Origin of the sequence: Enterobacter sp. JS8-1, from assembly GCF_049187015.1 — a bacterium.
Lineage (GTDB): Bacteria > Pseudomonadota > Gammaproteobacteria > Enterobacterales > Enterobacteriaceae > Enterobacter > Enterobacter mori.
Genome location: NZ_CP185805.1, coordinates 98,908 through 113,857, shown reverse-complemented (window position 1 = coordinate 113,857; position 14,950 = coordinate 98,908). Strand labels below are relative to the sequence as shown.

The 14,950-nt window shown below is 54.4% G+C and carries 18 protein-coding genes; 12 read left to right on the top strand and 6 right to left on the bottom strand.

What is annotated here, in order from left to right:
* Positions 1-7 precede the first annotated feature (7 nt).
* The 7 genes from rfaQ to coaD all read left to right on the top strand — a co-directional run bounded on the left by rfaQ (position 8) and on the right by coaD (position 6,900).
* Positions 8-1,075 carry a putative lipopolysaccharide heptosyltransferase III gene (gene rfaQ / locus ACOQH0_RS00565; protein WP_325828512.1) on the top strand — a complete coding sequence of 356 codons (1,068 nt, stop codon included), beginning with the start codon at positions 8-10 and terminating at the stop codon, positions 1,073-1,075.
* Entirely contained in the window at positions 1,075-2,202 is a 1,128-nt protein-coding gene (locus ACOQH0_RS00560; protein WP_089598276.1) for a glycosyltransferase family 4 protein, read from the top strand. The genes rfaQ and ACOQH0_RS00560 overlap by 1 nt, the downstream gene beginning before the upstream one ends.
* A gap of 2 nt (positions 2,203-2,204) precedes the next feature.
* On the top strand, positions 2,205-3,302 hold the full coding sequence (locus ACOQH0_RS00555) for a glycosyltransferase (protein ID WP_029484913.1): 1,098 nt from the start codon (positions 2,205-2,207) through the stop codon (positions 3,300-3,302).
* A 14-nt stretch (positions 3,303-3,316) separates the two neighbouring features.
* Positions 3,317-4,306, top strand: coding sequence for a glycosyltransferase (locus tag ACOQH0_RS00550; protein WP_421511335.1), 990 nt, complete (start codon positions 3,317-3,319; stop codon positions 4,304-4,306).
* A gap of 66 nt (positions 4,307-4,372) precedes the next feature.
* Positions 4,373-5,647: a lipid IV(A) 3-deoxy-D-manno-octulosonic acid transferase gene (waaA, locus tag ACOQH0_RS00545; protein WP_010426410.1), complete on the top strand. Its 1,275-nt coding sequence runs from the start codon at positions 4,373-4,375 to the stop codon at positions 5,645-5,647.
* A complete protein-coding gene (locus ACOQH0_RS00540; RefSeq protein WP_421511334.1) occupies positions 5,647-6,417 on the top strand; it encodes a glycosyltransferase family 2 protein in 771 nt (256 codons plus the stop codon). The genes waaA and ACOQH0_RS00540 overlap by 1 nt, the downstream gene beginning before the upstream one ends.
* 3 nt (positions 6,418-6,420) lie before the next feature.
* Positions 6,421-6,900 (top strand): pantetheine-phosphate adenylyltransferase, encoded by a 480-nt coding sequence (gene coaD / locus ACOQH0_RS00535; RefSeq protein ID WP_042717767.1) that lies wholly within the window; start codon positions 6,421-6,423, stop codon positions 6,898-6,900.
* A gap of 2 nt (positions 6,901-6,902) precedes the next feature.
* On the opposite strand, the gene mutM is transcribed toward coaD, so the two are convergent.
* The 4 genes from mutM to radC form a co-directional block, all read right to left on the bottom strand.
* Positions 6,903-7,712: a bifunctional DNA-formamidopyrimidine glycosylase/DNA-(apurinic or apyrimidinic site) lyase gene (gene mutM, locus ACOQH0_RS00530; RefSeq protein ID WP_421511333.1), complete on the bottom strand. Its 810-nt coding sequence runs from the start codon at positions 7,710-7,712 to the stop codon at positions 6,903-6,905.
* A gap of 72 nt (positions 7,713-7,784) precedes the next feature.
* On the bottom strand, positions 7,785-7,952 hold the full coding sequence (gene rpmG / locus ACOQH0_RS00525; RefSeq protein WP_003024094.1) for a 50S ribosomal protein L33: 168 nt from the start codon (positions 7,950-7,952) through the stop codon (positions 7,785-7,787).
* Positions 7,953-7,974: 22 nt separating this feature from the next.
* Positions 7,975-8,211, bottom strand: a complete 237-nt coding sequence (rpmB, locus tag ACOQH0_RS00520) for a 50S ribosomal protein L28 (protein ID WP_002436699.1) — start codon at positions 8,209-8,211, stop codon at positions 7,975-7,977.
* 218 nt (positions 8,212-8,429) lie between these two features.
* On the bottom strand, positions 8,430-9,095 hold the full coding sequence (radC, locus tag ACOQH0_RS00515; RefSeq protein ID WP_421511332.1) for a RadC family protein: 666 nt from the start codon (positions 9,093-9,095) through the stop codon (positions 8,430-8,432).
* Between the two features lie 173 nt (positions 9,096-9,268).
* Between radC and coaBC the strand changes: the two genes are divergently transcribed.
* From coaBC to slmA, 3 genes are all read left to right on the top strand, one after another.
* Positions 9,269-10,480, top strand: a complete 1,212-nt coding sequence (gene coaBC, locus ACOQH0_RS00510; RefSeq protein WP_421512392.1) for a bifunctional phosphopantothenoylcysteine decarboxylase/phosphopantothenate--cysteine ligase CoaBC — start codon at positions 9,269-9,271, stop codon at positions 10,478-10,480.
* Positions 10,458-10,916 (top strand): dUTP diphosphatase, encoded by a 459-nt coding sequence (dut, locus tag ACOQH0_RS00505; RefSeq protein WP_015570042.1) that lies wholly within the window; start codon positions 10,458-10,460, stop codon positions 10,914-10,916. Before coaBC ends, dut begins: the two co-directional genes overlap by 23 nt.
* Positions 10,917-11,036: 120 nt before the next feature.
* Positions 11,037-11,633 (top strand): nucleoid occlusion factor SlmA, encoded by a 597-nt coding sequence (gene slmA, locus ACOQH0_RS00500; RefSeq protein WP_010426428.1) that lies wholly within the window; start codon positions 11,037-11,039, stop codon positions 11,631-11,633.
* A gap of 80 nt (positions 11,634-11,713) precedes the next feature.
* Here slmA and pyrE read toward each other — a convergent pair whose 3' ends face one another.
* Together pyrE and rph are read right to left on the bottom strand one after the other, a co-directional pair.
* The gene (gene pyrE / locus ACOQH0_RS00495) at positions 11,714-12,355 is read right to left on the bottom strand and encodes an orotate phosphoribosyltransferase (RefSeq protein WP_010426430.1); all 642 of its coding nucleotides are present in this window, start codon (positions 12,353-12,355) and stop codon (positions 11,714-11,716) included.
* 67 nt (positions 12,356-12,422) lie between these two features.
* Positions 12,423-13,139, bottom strand: coding sequence for a ribonuclease PH (gene rph / locus ACOQH0_RS00490; protein ID WP_010426431.1), 717 nt, complete (start codon positions 13,137-13,139; stop codon positions 12,423-12,425).
* A 125-nt stretch (positions 13,140-13,264) separates the two neighbouring features.
* Between rph and ACOQH0_RS00485 the strand changes: the two genes are divergently transcribed.
* Together ACOQH0_RS00485 and ACOQH0_RS00480 are read left to right on the top strand one after the other, a co-directional pair.
* Positions 13,265-14,128: a YicC/YloC family endoribonuclease gene (locus ACOQH0_RS00485; RefSeq protein WP_421511331.1), complete on the top strand. Its 864-nt coding sequence runs from the start codon at positions 13,265-13,267 to the stop codon at positions 14,126-14,128.
* A gap of 204 nt (positions 14,129-14,332) precedes the next feature.
* Positions 14,333-14,950 (top strand): trimeric intracellular cation channel family protein, encoded by a 618-nt coding sequence (locus ACOQH0_RS00480; protein ID WP_010426435.1) that lies wholly within the window; start codon positions 14,333-14,335, stop codon positions 14,948-14,950.

Sequence of the window (14,950 nt, the reverse complement as noted above, 5' to 3'; positions counted from 1 at the left end):
CGATAAGATGATGATGAATAACTTACCTGACACGCCTGATTTGCGCATTTTACTGATCAAACTTCGCCATCATGGTGACATGTTACTCACCACTCCCGTCATCGATTCGTTACGCCAAAAATGGCCTGAGGCGCAAATCGACGTGCTTCTTTATGAAGAGACACGCGATATGCTCGCCGCGCACCCGGCGATCGGCACCATTTATGGTATCGATCGCAAATGGAAGCAGTTGGGCACGCTGAAGCATCTCCAGAAAGAGTGGCAGCTGCTTAGCACATTAAGAAGACAGCATTATCACCTGGTGATTAACCTTGCCGATCAGTGGCGCAGCGCCATCGTCACGCGCTTCACCGGTGCCCCGGTTCGCCTCGGGTTTGCCTTTAATAAGCGCAAGAGTGCATTCTGGCGTTTTTGTCATAGCAATTTGGTCTCTGTCACGAATCACCCGTCCCTGCACACCGTTGAGCAAAACCTTTCCATCCTGTCAGCGCTGCCGGTTGACCCAAAACCCGCCGTCACCATGGCTTACCGCCCGGATGACTGGCAACACGCACACCACCTCTTGACGCAAAAAGGTGTAGGCGAGCGATACATCGTGATTCAACCCACGTCGCGCTGGTTCTTCAAATGCTGGGATGAAGGAAAGATGGCGCAAACCATCACCGCCCTGCAGCAGGAAGGCCACACCATCGTTCTCACGGCTGGCCCGGATAAAAAAGAGATGGCAATGATCGATCGCATTCTCGCTGCCTCACCGAAAACGGGTGTCGTCTCGCTGGCAGGTCAATTGACGCTGCGTCAACTGGCATCCCTTATCGATCATGCGCGTCTGTTTATCGGCGTGGATTCCGTGCCGATGCATATGGCCGCGGCGCTTCAGACACCCTGCGTGGCGCTGTTTGGCCCCTCAAAGCTGACGTTCTGGTCTCCGTGGCAGGTCAACGGGGAGGTTATCTGGGCCGGTGATTACGGCCCGCTCCCCAATCCGGACGCCATTGATACCAGCACCAAAGAACGCTATCTCGACGCCATTCCCGTGGATGCTGTCGTCTCCGCTGCAAAGAGATACCTGTAATGAAACACCATCGCCTGGCGATTGTTCGCCAAAAATATCGCCCTGATGGCGGAGCGGAACGTTTCGTCTCCCGTGCGCTGACGGCGTTAAGCAATCAAAATCTTGAGCTCAACGTTATCACCCGCGAATGGCAGGGAGAAAAGCAGGACGACTGGCATATCCACATTTGTGACCCGCGCAAGTGGGGACGCATCAGCCGCGAACGCGGTTTTGCGCATGCCGCCCGTGCACTGTGGCAGCAGCAGCAATTTGATATTGTACAAAGCCACGAGCGCATCCCGGGCTGCGACATTTACCGCGCCGGCGATGGCGTTCATCGCCGCTGGTTGCTGCAGCGTGCGCGGATTCTGCCCGCCTGGCGCGCACAAATGCTCATGCACGATCGCTACCACCGTTACGTGATGAATGCCGAACGTGAAATGTACCAGGCTCCTGAGTTAAAAGCTGTTATCTGTAATGCGGAGATGATCAAACGCGAAATCGTCGAAGACTTTGATATTGACGCAAAAAAGATACATGTGATTTATAATTCAATTGATTCCAGCCGCTTCGTTCCGGCCGAGGAAGCACAGCGTGCCGCGCTGCGTCAGCAGTTTGGTTTACCAACCCACGCCGTTGTGTTTTGCTTTGTAGGCTCAGGATTTGAACGAAAGGGGTTAGCCAGCGCCATACGCGCTATCGCGGGAACAGCGGCGTGGCTGATTGTGGTTGGGCAGGATAAAGCGGAAAATCGTTATCGTGAACTCGCCCGTTCACTCGGCTGTGAAGGGCAAATCCGTTTCCTGGGGATGCAAAAAGAGACGTTGCCATTTTACCAGCTATCCGATGGTTTACTGCTGCCAACGCTGTATGATCCCTTTCCTAACGTTATTCTTGAAGCGATGGCCTGCGGTTTACCTGTCATTACTTCAGAGAGTTGCGGCGGAGCCGAATTTATTGAGCAAGGCAACAACGGATTTTACTGTGACGCACTTGATATCAACACATTGAAGGAGGCAGTAGCAGCCATTCCTTCTCTGGAAAAGAATAACAATATGGGGCTAGCGGCACGTGAACGTGTAAAAGAGGCCACCCCCGAAAAACTATCAAGTCAGCTTATTTCGCTTTATCAAAAATTACTGGATTAAAAATGCGCATCCTAATGATTATTGATGGTTTACCCGGTGGAGGAGCTGAAAAAACAGTTCTTACACTTTCCAGCGGATTGATCGAAATGGGACATCAGGTCTCCCTGTTCTCCCTGCGGAAAGTGTGCGACTACGCCATCCCGGAAGGCATCGATTTTCAGGTTATTCAGGATACGTGTAAAAAGCCGTGGCGGAAGCTGACGGAGATCCCGCGCCGCGCCCGGCTGCTGGATAATGCGATTAAGCAGGCTGAACGCAGTGGAAAATTTGATGTGGTGTTCTCCCACCTGCATAAAACTGACCGCATCGTGGCGCACTGCCGCGCACTGGAACGCGATAAAGTCTGGTTCTGCGTACATGGCATGTTCTCGTTCTCCTATCTGCGCCATCGCAGCGGTCTTTCGCGCTGGTTTAAACATTATAAGATTCGTCATACCTACGAAAACCGCAATGTTGTGGCCGTCTCAGCCGCCGTGTTGAAAGACCTCTCGGAAACGCTGGCAATCGATCTTCGTCGCCAGGCAGTTATCCATAATCCTTTCGATATTCCAGAAATCCAGCGTCTGGCGGACGAACCCTATGAGATGCAGGGACAGGATTACCTCATTCACGTCGGCCGCTTCCACGAGCACAAACGTCACGATCGTCTCTTACGCGCCTTTGCGCTGAGCCAGATAGAGACAACACTGGTCATGATGGGAAATGGCGCCGATGCTAAAATTCAAAAACTAAAACAGCTGGCTACCGAGCTGGGCATTGAAAACAAAATTGTTTTCCGTCCATTCCAGCCCAATCCCTATCCATGGATCAAAGGCGCACGCCTCTTAGTGTTAAGCTCTGACTGTGAAGGTTTTGGTAATGTATTGGTCGAATCCATTATCTGTCAGACACCGCCCGTCAGTACAAACTGTCCGGGTGGACCCGCTGAAATTCTCACAGGCGACTTAGCGCGCGGGCTGACAGCATTAAATGATGAGTCACTGGCAAAAACGCTGGCAGATATCTATGCCTCTCCGCCAGTCGTTGATCGCGCAACGATCGCATCGTTCGGCATCAATGCTATCTGCCAGCAATATATTGCTTTGGTCGACAATCCATAATAATCAGGTTTCTTATGCAAAATTCAGCGCCATTATTAAGCGTGGTGGTTGCCGTTTATAACGGTGAAGCGTTCCTGGATCAGTTCTTTACCTGCCTTGTCAATCAACGCATCGACAGTATGGAAGTCATCATCGTTAATGACGGCTCCACTGACCGCTCGATGGAGATCGTCGAAAACTGGCGAGAAAAGCTGCCGCAGCTGCAGGTCATTGAGCAGCAAAACCAGGGTGTCTCCATCGCGCGGAATAGCGGTCTGGCCATCGCGACGGGTCAATATCTTTCCTTCCCGGATATTGATGATGTCTTTAAACCTGGCATGTATCAGCATCTGCTGGATATGGCCGTTACGCAGGATCTGGACGTCGCCACCTGTAACGGGAACTACGTCTGGGAAAATAATAAAAAACCCTCGCGCCCGATTTTCCCTGAGGACAAACTGGCCTCGACAGGCGTGATGACTGGCGCGACATGGTTAAAGATGGCGCTGGATTCTCGTAAGTTCCTCCACGTCACCTGGTTGAATATCTATCGCCACGACTTTATCCGTAAACACAGTTTCCATTTCGAACCCGGCCTGCGCCATCAGGATATCCCGTGGACGACTGAAGTGCTGCTCGCGGCTGAGCGGGTTCAGTACACCAGTGAACGTTATTATGACTACTACATTCACTCCGCATCGGTGTCCCATATGCCGGACAATGACGACACGCTCATTCGCTCGGCGCGCCATTACATGAAAATCCTGCAGATGCTTGATGCCATCAATCAGCGCTACCCGGATAAAGTGAAAGGTATCCCGGCCTGCCACTGGCAAATCGCCAAAGAGGGACTGGGGATTATTCACACCTTCGACAACATGAAGGATGAGAAGAAGAAATCCATGATTATTAAAGAGTTCTTCGAAACGGGCATCTGGAAACTCATCTGGAAAAGTGCAAAAAGTCCGCGTTTGCGCTGGCGACTGGGGCGCCGTTACTTCCGCTTAAAGCGGTATCTGGCATAAGAGATAGCTTTACCTGGCTTAAATGCTTAGAATTTGCCCGCCGAAACTAAAAAAACGGATAATCGATTGGAATTGTTGTATACCGCCCTGCTCTATCTCATTCAGCCACTGGTGTGGCTGCGACTGTTGCTTCGTAGCCGTAAAGCACCCGCGTATCGAAAACGCTGGGCTGAACGCTATGGCTACTGCCGTAATAAAGTTGCCCCGGACGGTATTTTGCTCCATTCCGTTTCAGTTGGTGAAACGCTGGCGGCTATCCCGCTGGTTCGCGCCCTGCGTCACCGATACCCGTCACTGCCGATCACCGTCACGACCATGACGCCCACCGGCTCTGAGCGTGCGTTATCCGCTTTCGGAAAAGACGTGCATCACGTCTATCTGCCTTACGATCTGCCCTGCGCCATGAACCGTTTCCTGAATACCGTTCGCCCGAAACTGGTGATCGTGATGGAAACCGAGCTGTGGCCGAATATGATTTCCGCCCTCCATGCCCGTAAGATCCCGTTGGTTATCGCTAATGCCCGCCTGTCTGAGCGCTCGGCGAAAGGGTACGGCAAGCTGGGCAAATTTATGCGTCGCCTGCTGAGTAAAATCACCTTGATTGCGGCGCAGAATGAAGAAGATGCGGCGCGCTTCATCGCGCTAGGCCTGAAACGCAACCAGCTTGCGGTAACGGGCAGCCTTAAATTCGATATTTCCGTCACGCCTGAACTCGCCGCCCGTGCGATCACACTGCGTCGCCAGTGGGCCCCGCGACGTCAGGTCTGGATTGCGACCAGCACCCACGATGGCGAAGAAGAGATCATTCTCCAGGCGCACCGTAAGTTGCTGGAAACATTCCCTGATTTACTGCTTATCCTCGTGCCTCGCCATCCTGAGCGCTTTAAAGATGCCCGCGATATGGTGCAAAAAGGGGGTTTCAGCTACACCCTGCGCAGCAGCGGTGAGATCCCTTCCGGCAGCACTCAGGTAGTGATTGGCGATACGATGGGCGAGCTGATGCTGTTATACGGCATTGCTGACCTCGCCTTTGTCGGCGGCAGCCTGGTCGAGCGCGGCGGTCATAACCCACTGGAACCGGCAGCACACGCCATTCCGGTACTGATGGGACCGCACACGTTTAACTTCAAAGATATCTGCGCGAAATTGCAGCAGGCCGATGGTTTAATTACCGTGACCGACGCGGATTCGGTGGTCAAAGAGGTATCTACCCTTCTGACTGACGAAGATTATCGCCTGTGGTACGGGCGTCATGCCGTCGAAGTGCTGCACCAGAACCAGGGCGCACTGACCCGTCTGCTGCAGCTTCTGCAACCTTATCTGCCTCAGCGGAGCCACTAATGTCAACGCGTCTGTCGGTCGTGATGATCGCCAAAAACGCCGCCGACCTGCTTCCGGACTGCCTGGCCTCCGTCGCCTGGGCGGACGAAATCGTCATACTGGACTCCGGCAGCACGGACAACACGGTAGATGTCGCCCGCGCGGCGGGCGCGAAAATCTATACCAATACTGACTGGCAAGGTTATGGCATTCAGCGCCAGCGCGCGCAGGAATATGCCACCGGCGATTATGTGTTAATGCTCGACACTGACGAACGCATCACGCCAGAACTGCAGCAGGCTATTCAAACGGTGCTTTCCTCACCTCAGCCAGGTGCGGTATACAGCATTGCCCGCCGCAACTACTTCCTTGGCCGCTTTATGCGCCACAGCGGCTGGTATCCTGACCGCGTGATGCGCCTCTACGAGCGCGAGCGATATCAGTACAACGACAATCTGGTCCATGAATCCCTGAGCTGCGATAGCGCGCAGGTCATCCCCCTGACGGGCGATTTGCTGCACCTGACCTGCCGTGATTTCGCGAGCTTCCAGTGTAAACAGCTCAACTATGCCACCGCATGGGCGCAGGAGCGTCACCAGCGCGGCAAGAAGGCCTCGCTGACGGGTATCTTCACCCACACGCTGGGCGCGTTTCTGAAAACGCTGCTGCTGCGAGGCGGCGTACTGGACGGTAAACAGGGCTGGTTACTCGCGGTCGTGAATGCCCAGTATACTTTCAACAAATACACCGAGCTGTGGGCGCTCTGCCGCGGCTACTCTGAGAAAACGTGAGCCATGAGCACAAAAGCGATTTATCCGGGTACCTTCGATCCGATCACCAACGGTCATGTTGATATCATCACCCGTGCAGCGTGCATGTTCGACAAGGTGATCCTGGCGATTGCCGCCAGCCCCAGCAAGAAGCCGATGTTTGACCTGAACGAGCGCGTTACGCTCGCCACCGATGCCATTTCGCATCTGCCGAACGTTGAGGTGGTTGGGTTTAGCGACCTGATGGCTAACTTCGCCCGCGCTCAGCAGGCAAACATTCTGATCCGGGGTTTACGCGCCGTAGCAGACTTTGAGTATGAAATGCAGCTGGCGCACATGAACCGCCATCTGATGCCAGAGCTGGAGAGCGTGTTCCTGATGCCCTCCAAAGAGTGGTCGTTTATCTCTTCCACGCTGGTAAAAGAGGTGGCGCGTCATCACGGCGACGTCACCCACTTCCTGCCGGTTAACGTCCACCAGGCCTTGATGGAAAAGTTAAAGTAACGCTATTTCTGGCACTGACGGCAATAGAACGTGGCGCGCTGGGCGTGCTTCGTGGCAATAACTGGCGTCCCGCAGGCTCTGCACGGTTCACCCTTACGGCCATATACCTGTAGCTCCTGGGCAAAATAGCCCGGCTTCCCGTCGCTTTGCAGGAAGTCCTTCAGCGTCGTCCCGCCCTGCTCAATAGAGCGCAGCAGCACCGCTTTAATCACTCTGACCAGCAGTTCGCACTCTTGCGCCGACAGCGAAGAGGCCAGCCGATCGGGATGGATCCCGGCCGCAAACAGCGATTCGCTAGCGTAAATATTCCCCACGCCGACCACCAGCTTGTTATCCATCAGCCAGGGCTTAATCGGGGTCCTTTTCTTTGCGCACTTCTCTTTCAGGTATTCCGCATTAAACGCATCTGACAGCGGTTCAGGCCCGAGATGCGCCAGCACGTTGTGCCCTTCCAGCTCCTTCGTCCACAGCCATGCGCCAAAACGCCGTGGGTCGGTGTAACGCAGCACTTTGCCGTTGCTCATCACCAGGTCAACGTGATCATGCTTTTCCGCAGGCAGCTCTTCTGTAAGGATGCGCAGGCTCCCGGACATCCCCAGATGGATAATAATCCAGCCGTCAGGCAGCTCCAGCAGCAGGTACTTGGCGCGACGCTGCACGCTAAGGACGGGTTTGTCACTTAACGCGTGGATCTCATCGGACACCGGCCAGCGCAGACGCCCATTACGGACAACTGCGTGAAGAATGGTTGCGCCGACCAGATGGGGCTCAATGCCGCGACGGCTGGTCTCTACCTCAGGTAATTCAGGCATGGTTCCTCCGTTGAGATGCAGAATGCAAAAAACCCCGCAGATGCGGGGTTTTTCAATACAAGGAGACTAAAATTATTTGATTTTAGCTTCTTTGTACAGTACGTGCTGGCGTACAACTGGATCGAATTTTTTCAGTTCCAGTTTTTCCGGCTTAGTACGTTTGTTCTTCGTGGTGGTGTAGAAGTGACCTGTACCAGCAGAAGAAACCAGCTTGATTTTCTCGCGAATACCTTTAGCCATGATTTATTTCCTCTTTAAGTACTTAGTACTTTTCGCCACGGGCACGCAGTTCGGACAGAACTGTATCGATGCCTTTCTTATCAATAACACGCATACCTTTAGCAGATACACGCAGGGTGACAAAACGCTTCTCGCTCTCAACCCAGAAACGGTGAGAGTGCAGGTTCGGCAGGAAACGGCGTTTAGTCGCGTTCAGTGCGTGGGAACGGTTGTTACCGGTCACCGGACGCTTGCCAGTAACTTGGCAGACTCGGGACATGTCTATTCTCCAAAAATCAAATTAGCTCGAGCTTCGTATGGGGTATCGGCGCCTCGTCAGGCTTTACAGCCCGGTCATCGCATAGTTCTAAGTGAACTCTCGATTGCCAGGCCCAAATGCCAAACCCGAGATTCTCAAAGGTGGCGTAGTATACGCTGACTCGGCGGTGTGCTCAAGTCCCGAACAGACAAAGATCCCGATGGATCGCGAGAAAGGGTCTAAATCCAACCACGTTCCGCAAAAGAAATGTACTCTCCGCGGCCAATTATCAGATGGTCCAGCACACGAATGTCCATGAATTGACAGCATTTGATAATGCGTTCGGTGATTTCTTTGTCCGCTCTGCTCGGTTCTGCACAGCCAGAGGGGTGATTATGCGCGAGGATCACGCCGGCTGCATTCACTTTTATCGCTTCCCGCACAATTTCTCGCGGATAAACCTCTACGTGGGTCAAGGTTCCAGAGAAAAGGTGAGTGTGTTTCAACACCCGGTTCTTATTGTCGAGAAAGATCACCATGAAGATCTCCCGCTCCATATCTGACAGCTGGCTTTGCAGGAATTCGCGGGTCATCGCCGGGGTAAGGATCGGATCTTCCTCCTCCATACGGACACTGTAAAAACGGCGGGCAAGTTCAGCAATCCCCCTCAGCTGGGCATATTTCGCCACGCCAATCCCCTCAACCTGCGAAAACGCTGCCAGATCGGCGGTCAGCAAACCATGCAGTGAACCGAAATGGGCTATCAGCTCTTTTGCCAGCGTAAATACCGTTTTCCCCTGCGTACCCGTACGCAAAAAGAGCGCCAGCAGCTCATCGTCTTTTAACAAGGTGACGCCATATCGCAGCAGTTTTTCGCGCGGTAACAGCAGTTCCGTCTCTTCCATGCCCAGCCTCCTTCTGTTTGCCACCATGCTGCCACAGGCCAATCCGGGGCTCGACGCTGACTTTTCGTTCTTGCGTAACGCCTCGCAAAGTGAACGAAGGACAAAATCACCCCGTTTTTGTGATTGTGATAAAATGCCCGCTCTCTGGTGAAACCCAACAGGAAAGAATCATGATGAGCCTGGCCGGTAAAAAAATCGTTCTTGGCGTGAGCGGCGGTATTGCAGCCTATAAAGCGCCGGACCTGGTGCGTCGTCTGCGCGAGCGCGGGGCGGATGTGCGGGTCGCGATAACCGAAGGTGGCAAAGCCTTTATCACGCCTCTGAGCCTGCAGGCTGTCTCGGGGTACCCGGTATCCGACAGCCTGCTTGACCCTGCAGCAGAAGCGGCGATGGGCCACATTGAGCTTGGGAAATGGGCAGATCTGGTGATTCTTGCACCCGCCACAGCCGATTTGATTGCCCGCGTGGCGGCGGGCATGGCGAACGATCTGGTCTCGACCATTTGCCTCGCGACACCTGCGCCAGTCGCCGTCGTGCCCGCTATGAACCAGCAGATGTACCGTAACGCAGCCACCCAGCACAATCTGGAGACGCTGGCATCACGCGGCCTGCTTATCTGGGGCCCGGACAGCGGAAGCCAGGCGTGTGGCGATGTTGGCCCGGGTCGTATGCTGGACCCGCTGACGATTGTTGATATGGCTGCAGCCCATTTTTCGCCTGTCAACGATCTGCAACATCTCAACATCATGATTACCGCGGGCCCCACGCGCGAACCGCTGGACCCGGTGCGTTATATCACTAACCACAGCTCCGGCAAGATGGGCTTTGCCATTGCTGCTGCTGCTGCAAAACGCGGCGCGAATGTCACGCTGGTGAGCGGCCCGGTCTCATTGCCGACACCTCCGTTCGTTCAGCGCATTGACGTCACCACCGCGTTGGAAATGGAAGCCGCCGTGCAGGCCCATGCGCAAAACCAGCAGATTTTTATCGGCTGTGCGGCCGTCGCGGATTACCGTGCAGAGACCATTGCAGACGCTAAAATCAAAAAGCAAGGTGATGAATTAACGATAAAAATGGTGAAAAACCCGGATATCGTTGCTGGTGTCGCCGCACTGAAAAGCCATCGTCCTTACGTTGTTGGGTTTGCCGCAGAAACAAATAATGTGGAAGAATATGCCCGGCAAAAACGTACTCGCAAAAACCTCGATTTGATTTGCGCGAACGACGTATCGCTGACCACGCAAGGATTTAACAGCGACAGCAATGCACTGCACCTTTTCTGGCAGGATGGAGATAAAGTCTTACCGCTTGAGCGCAAGGAACTCCTGGGCCAACAATTACTGGACGAGATCGTTACCCGTTATGATGAAAAAAATCGACGTTAAGATTCTGGACCCGCGTGTTGGCGAGCAATTTCCGCTGCCGACCTATGCCACCTCCGGCTCTGCCGGTCTTGACCTGCGCGCCTGTCTCGATGACGCCGTAGAACTGGCTCCAGGTGCAACCACCCTGATCCCGACAGGCCTGGCAATTCACATTGCTGACCCGTCTCTGGCGGCGGTGATCCTGCCGCGTTCTGGTCTGGGCCATAAGCATGGCGTCGTACTGGGTAACCTGGTCGGCCTGATCGACTCTGACTATCAGGGTCAGCTGATGGTATCCGTCTGGAACCGTGGTCAGGACAGCTTCACCATTGAACCGGGCGAGCGTATTGCGCAGATGGTCTTTGTACCGGTTGTGCAGGCAGAATTTAACCTGGTGGCAGACTTCGATGCCACCGACCGTGGCGAAGGCGGCTTCGGCCATTCCGGGCGTAAATAACCGTCCGATAGATACGCATCTCACAGCGCCATAATGCAATAACAAACCGCAAACGTCAGTTTGCGGTCGCTGTGTGGATGCCAGCCTGGCAAGTGCTTATTTTCAGGGGTATTTTGTAACATGGCAGAAAAACAAACCGCGAAAAGGAATCGTCGCGAAGAAATACTTCAGTCTCTGGCTCTGATGCTTGAATCCAGCGATGGCAGTCAACGCATCACTACCGCTAAACTGGCCGCCTCTGTAGGTGTGTCTGAGGCGGCGCTGTACCGTCATTTTCCGAGCAAGACCCGGATGTTCGACAGCCTGATCGAGTTTATTGAAGACAGCCTGATCACGCGCATCAACCTGATTCTGAAAGACGAAAAAGACACCACCGCGCGTCTGCGTCTGATTGTGCTGTTAATCCTGGGCTTTGGTGAACGCAATCCAGGCTTAACCCGTATCCTCACCGGCCACGCGCTGATGTTCGAGCAGGACAGGCTGCAGGGGCGCATTAACCAGCTTTTCGAACGTATTGAAGCGCAGCTGCGACAGGTACTGCGCGAAAAGAAAATGCGTGAAGGCGAAGGGTACACCATCGATGAGACGCTGCTGGCGAGCCAGATCCTGGCGTTTTGCGAAGGGATGCTCTCCCGTTTTGTGCGTAGCGAATTCAAATACCGACCAACGGACGATTTTGACGCCCGCTGGCCGTTAGTGGCTGCTCAGTTGCAGTAACACCGTTGCCGGTGGCGCGACGCTTACCGGGCCTACGAAATACTCAGGCCCGGTAAGCGTCGCGCCACCGGGCAATTCAATTACACGCCGAACTCTTCCCGGTACGCACGTACCGCCGCCAGATGATCCGCCATCTCCGGCTTCTCTTCCAGATAGGCAATCAGGTCTTTCAGGGTGATAATCGACGTCACTTTGCAGCTGTAATCGCGCTCAACTTCCTGAATAGCGGAAATTTCACCGCGACCACGCTCCTGACGATCCAGAGAAATCAGGACGCCAGCAAGCGTCGCACCGTTGGCCTGGATAATCTCCATCGATTCGCGGATTGCCGTGCCCGCGGTGATCACATCGTCCACCAGCATGACGCGGCCCTGCAGCGCGCTGCCGACCAGATTCCCGCCTTCACCGTGGGTTTTGGCCTCTTTACGGTTAAAGCAGTACGGCACATCGCGGTCATGGTGTTCAGCCAGCGCCACCGCGGTGGTGGTCGCAATTGGAATACCTTTGTAGGCCGGACCAAACAGCAGGTCGAAATCAATCCCGGAATCCACCAGCGCTTCGGCATAGAAACGGCCTAACAGCGCCAGATCGCGCCCGGTATTAAACAGCCCGGCGTTGAAGAAATAGGGGCTTTTGCGCCCGGATTTCAGCGTAAACTCGCCAAACTTAAGTACCTGCTTGTTAAGCGCAAACTCAATAAACTGGCGCTGATACGATTTCATGGATTCGCTCCTTTGGTTTTTCTGTCTTACAGGCAAAAAAAAGGCGACTCATTGGTCGCCTTTAAAATCAATTTTCTAACGCCGCTTTCTGCGTCGTTACAATGGATTCGATTCCCCCTCGGGCCAACGCCAGCAGAGAGAGAAGCTCTTCGTGGGTGAACGGCTCGCCTTCTGCCGTGCCCTGTACTTCAATGATGCGACCGTCTTCAGTCATCACCACGTTCATGTCGGTTTCGGCAGCGGAATCTTCAACGTATTCCAGATCGCAAAGCGCTTCACCGTTAACGATACCCACGGAAACCGCCGCGACCATGCCTTTCATTGGATTGGTTTTCAGCTTACCGGCCGCAACCAGCTTGTTCAGGGCATCCGCCAGCGCCACGCAAGCACCGGTAATGGACGCCGTACGCGTACCACCGTCTGCCTGAATGACATCGCAGTCCAGCGTGATGGTAAATTCACCGAGGATTTTCAGGTCAACGGCGGCGCGCAGCGCACGCGCGATAAGACGTTGAATCTCCATGGTACGACCGCCCTGCTTGCCCTTCGCCGCTTCGCGGGCGTTACGGGTATGCGTCGCACGCGGCAGCATGCCGTACTCAGCCGTGATCCAGCCCTGGCCCTGACCTTTCAGGAAGCGCGGAACGCCTTCTTCGATAGAGGCGGTGCACAAAACTTTAGTGTCACCAAACTCAACCAGCACGGAGCCTTCAGCGTGTTTTGTATAGTTACGGGTCAGGGTGACGGGACGCACCTGGTTGGCGCTACGACCTGATGGACGCATGATGGATTCTCCGGCTTGAAACGAATGTGGCTGCGCATTATACGGATTAAACGCGCTTATTCCTATCCTGACAAAGCCCTGAAAGCTATAATCCCCCCATCTCTCCTTTAAAAACGGGAATGTCTATGATCCGCAGTATGACCGCCTACGCCCGGCGTGAAATCAAGGGTAGCTGGGGCAGCGCCACATGGGAAATGCGCTCGGTAAACCAGCGTTACCTGGAAACGTATTTCCGTATGCCGGAGCAGTTCCGCAGCCTTGAGCCTGTCGTACGCGAGCGTATCCGTACGCGTCTGACACGCGGCAAAGTGGAATGCAACCTGCGCTTTGAGCCTGATGCCAGCGCGCAAGGCGAGTTGATTCTTAACGAAAAACTGGCGAAACAGCTCGTGAATGCGGCGAACTGGGTCAAAATGCAGAGCGATGAAGGCGAAATCAACCCGGTTGATATTTTGCGCTGGCCTGGCGTCATGGCTGCCGGTGAGCAGGATCTGGATGCCATCGCCGCTGAAATCCTGGCAGCCCTCGACGGCACGCTGGACGACTTTATCGTTGCCCGTGAAACCGAAGGTCAGGCGCTGAAAGCGATGATTGAGCAGCGCCTTGAAGGCGTGAGCACCGAAGTAGCCAAAGTCCGCACCCATATGCCGGAAGTGCTGCAGTGGCAGCGCGAGCGCCTGGTCTCCAAACTGGAAGAAGCGGAAGTTCAGCTGGAAAACACCCGTCTGGAACAAGAACTGGTGCTGATGGCGCAGCGTGTTGACGTCGCTGAAGAGCTGGACCGTCTGGAAGCGCACGTTAAAGAAACCTACAACATTCTGAAGAAGGAAGAAGCTGTAGGTCGCCGTCTGGACTTTATGATGCAGGAGTTCAACCGCGAGTCGAACACCCTGGCGTCTAAATCTATCAATGCAGACGTGACGAATTCAGCGATTGAGCTGAAGGTGCTGATTGAGCAGATGCGCGAGCAGATCCAGAATATCGAGTAATGCCTTTCGGGTGGTGTCGACTGCACCACCCATTACTATTTCTAATCCGTGCTGATGCTCAATTATCCCACCTTCCGCCCGTCATCAAGCCTATCCAGACAAATGTGATAAAAATTTATAGGGCAAACTAACTCGCCTTAGAAAATCTCAATCGTGATCTTGCGCACAAATCGCTAACCTCCCCGCGTTCACACCGGAGGGTATATGCTGCTTCACGTTCTTTATCTGATTGGTATCACCGCAGAAGCTATGACCGGCGCGCTTGCAGCCGGACGTCGCCGTATGGACACCTTCGGCGTGATTATTATTGCCACAGCGACCGCGCTGGGCGGCGGTTCCGTGCGCGATATCCTGCTTGGCCATTACCCGCTCGGCTGGGTTAAACACCCTGAGTACGTGATTATCGTGGCGACGGCTGCCGTGCTCACCACCATTGTGGCACCCGTTATGCCCCACCTGCGCCGTCTGTTCCTGGTGCTTGATGCGCTGGGGCTGATCGTCTTTTCAATCATCGGTGCGCAAATCGCGCTCGATATGGGTGAAGGGCCGGTTATCGCCACTATTGCCGCCGTGGTCACGGGCGTATTTGGCGGAGTATTGCGTGACATGTTCTGCAAACGTATTCCCCTGGTCTTTCAAAAGGAGCTCTATGCCGGGATCTCCTTTGCCGCAGCGGTGCTCTATATCGCCTTGCAGCATTACGTTTCGAACCATGATGTAGTGGTCATCTCGACGCTGCTGTTTGGCTTTACGGCCCGCATGCTGGCGCTGCGTCTGAAGCTCGGGCTGCCCGTTTTTCACTACAAGCACAGCGCGCACTGA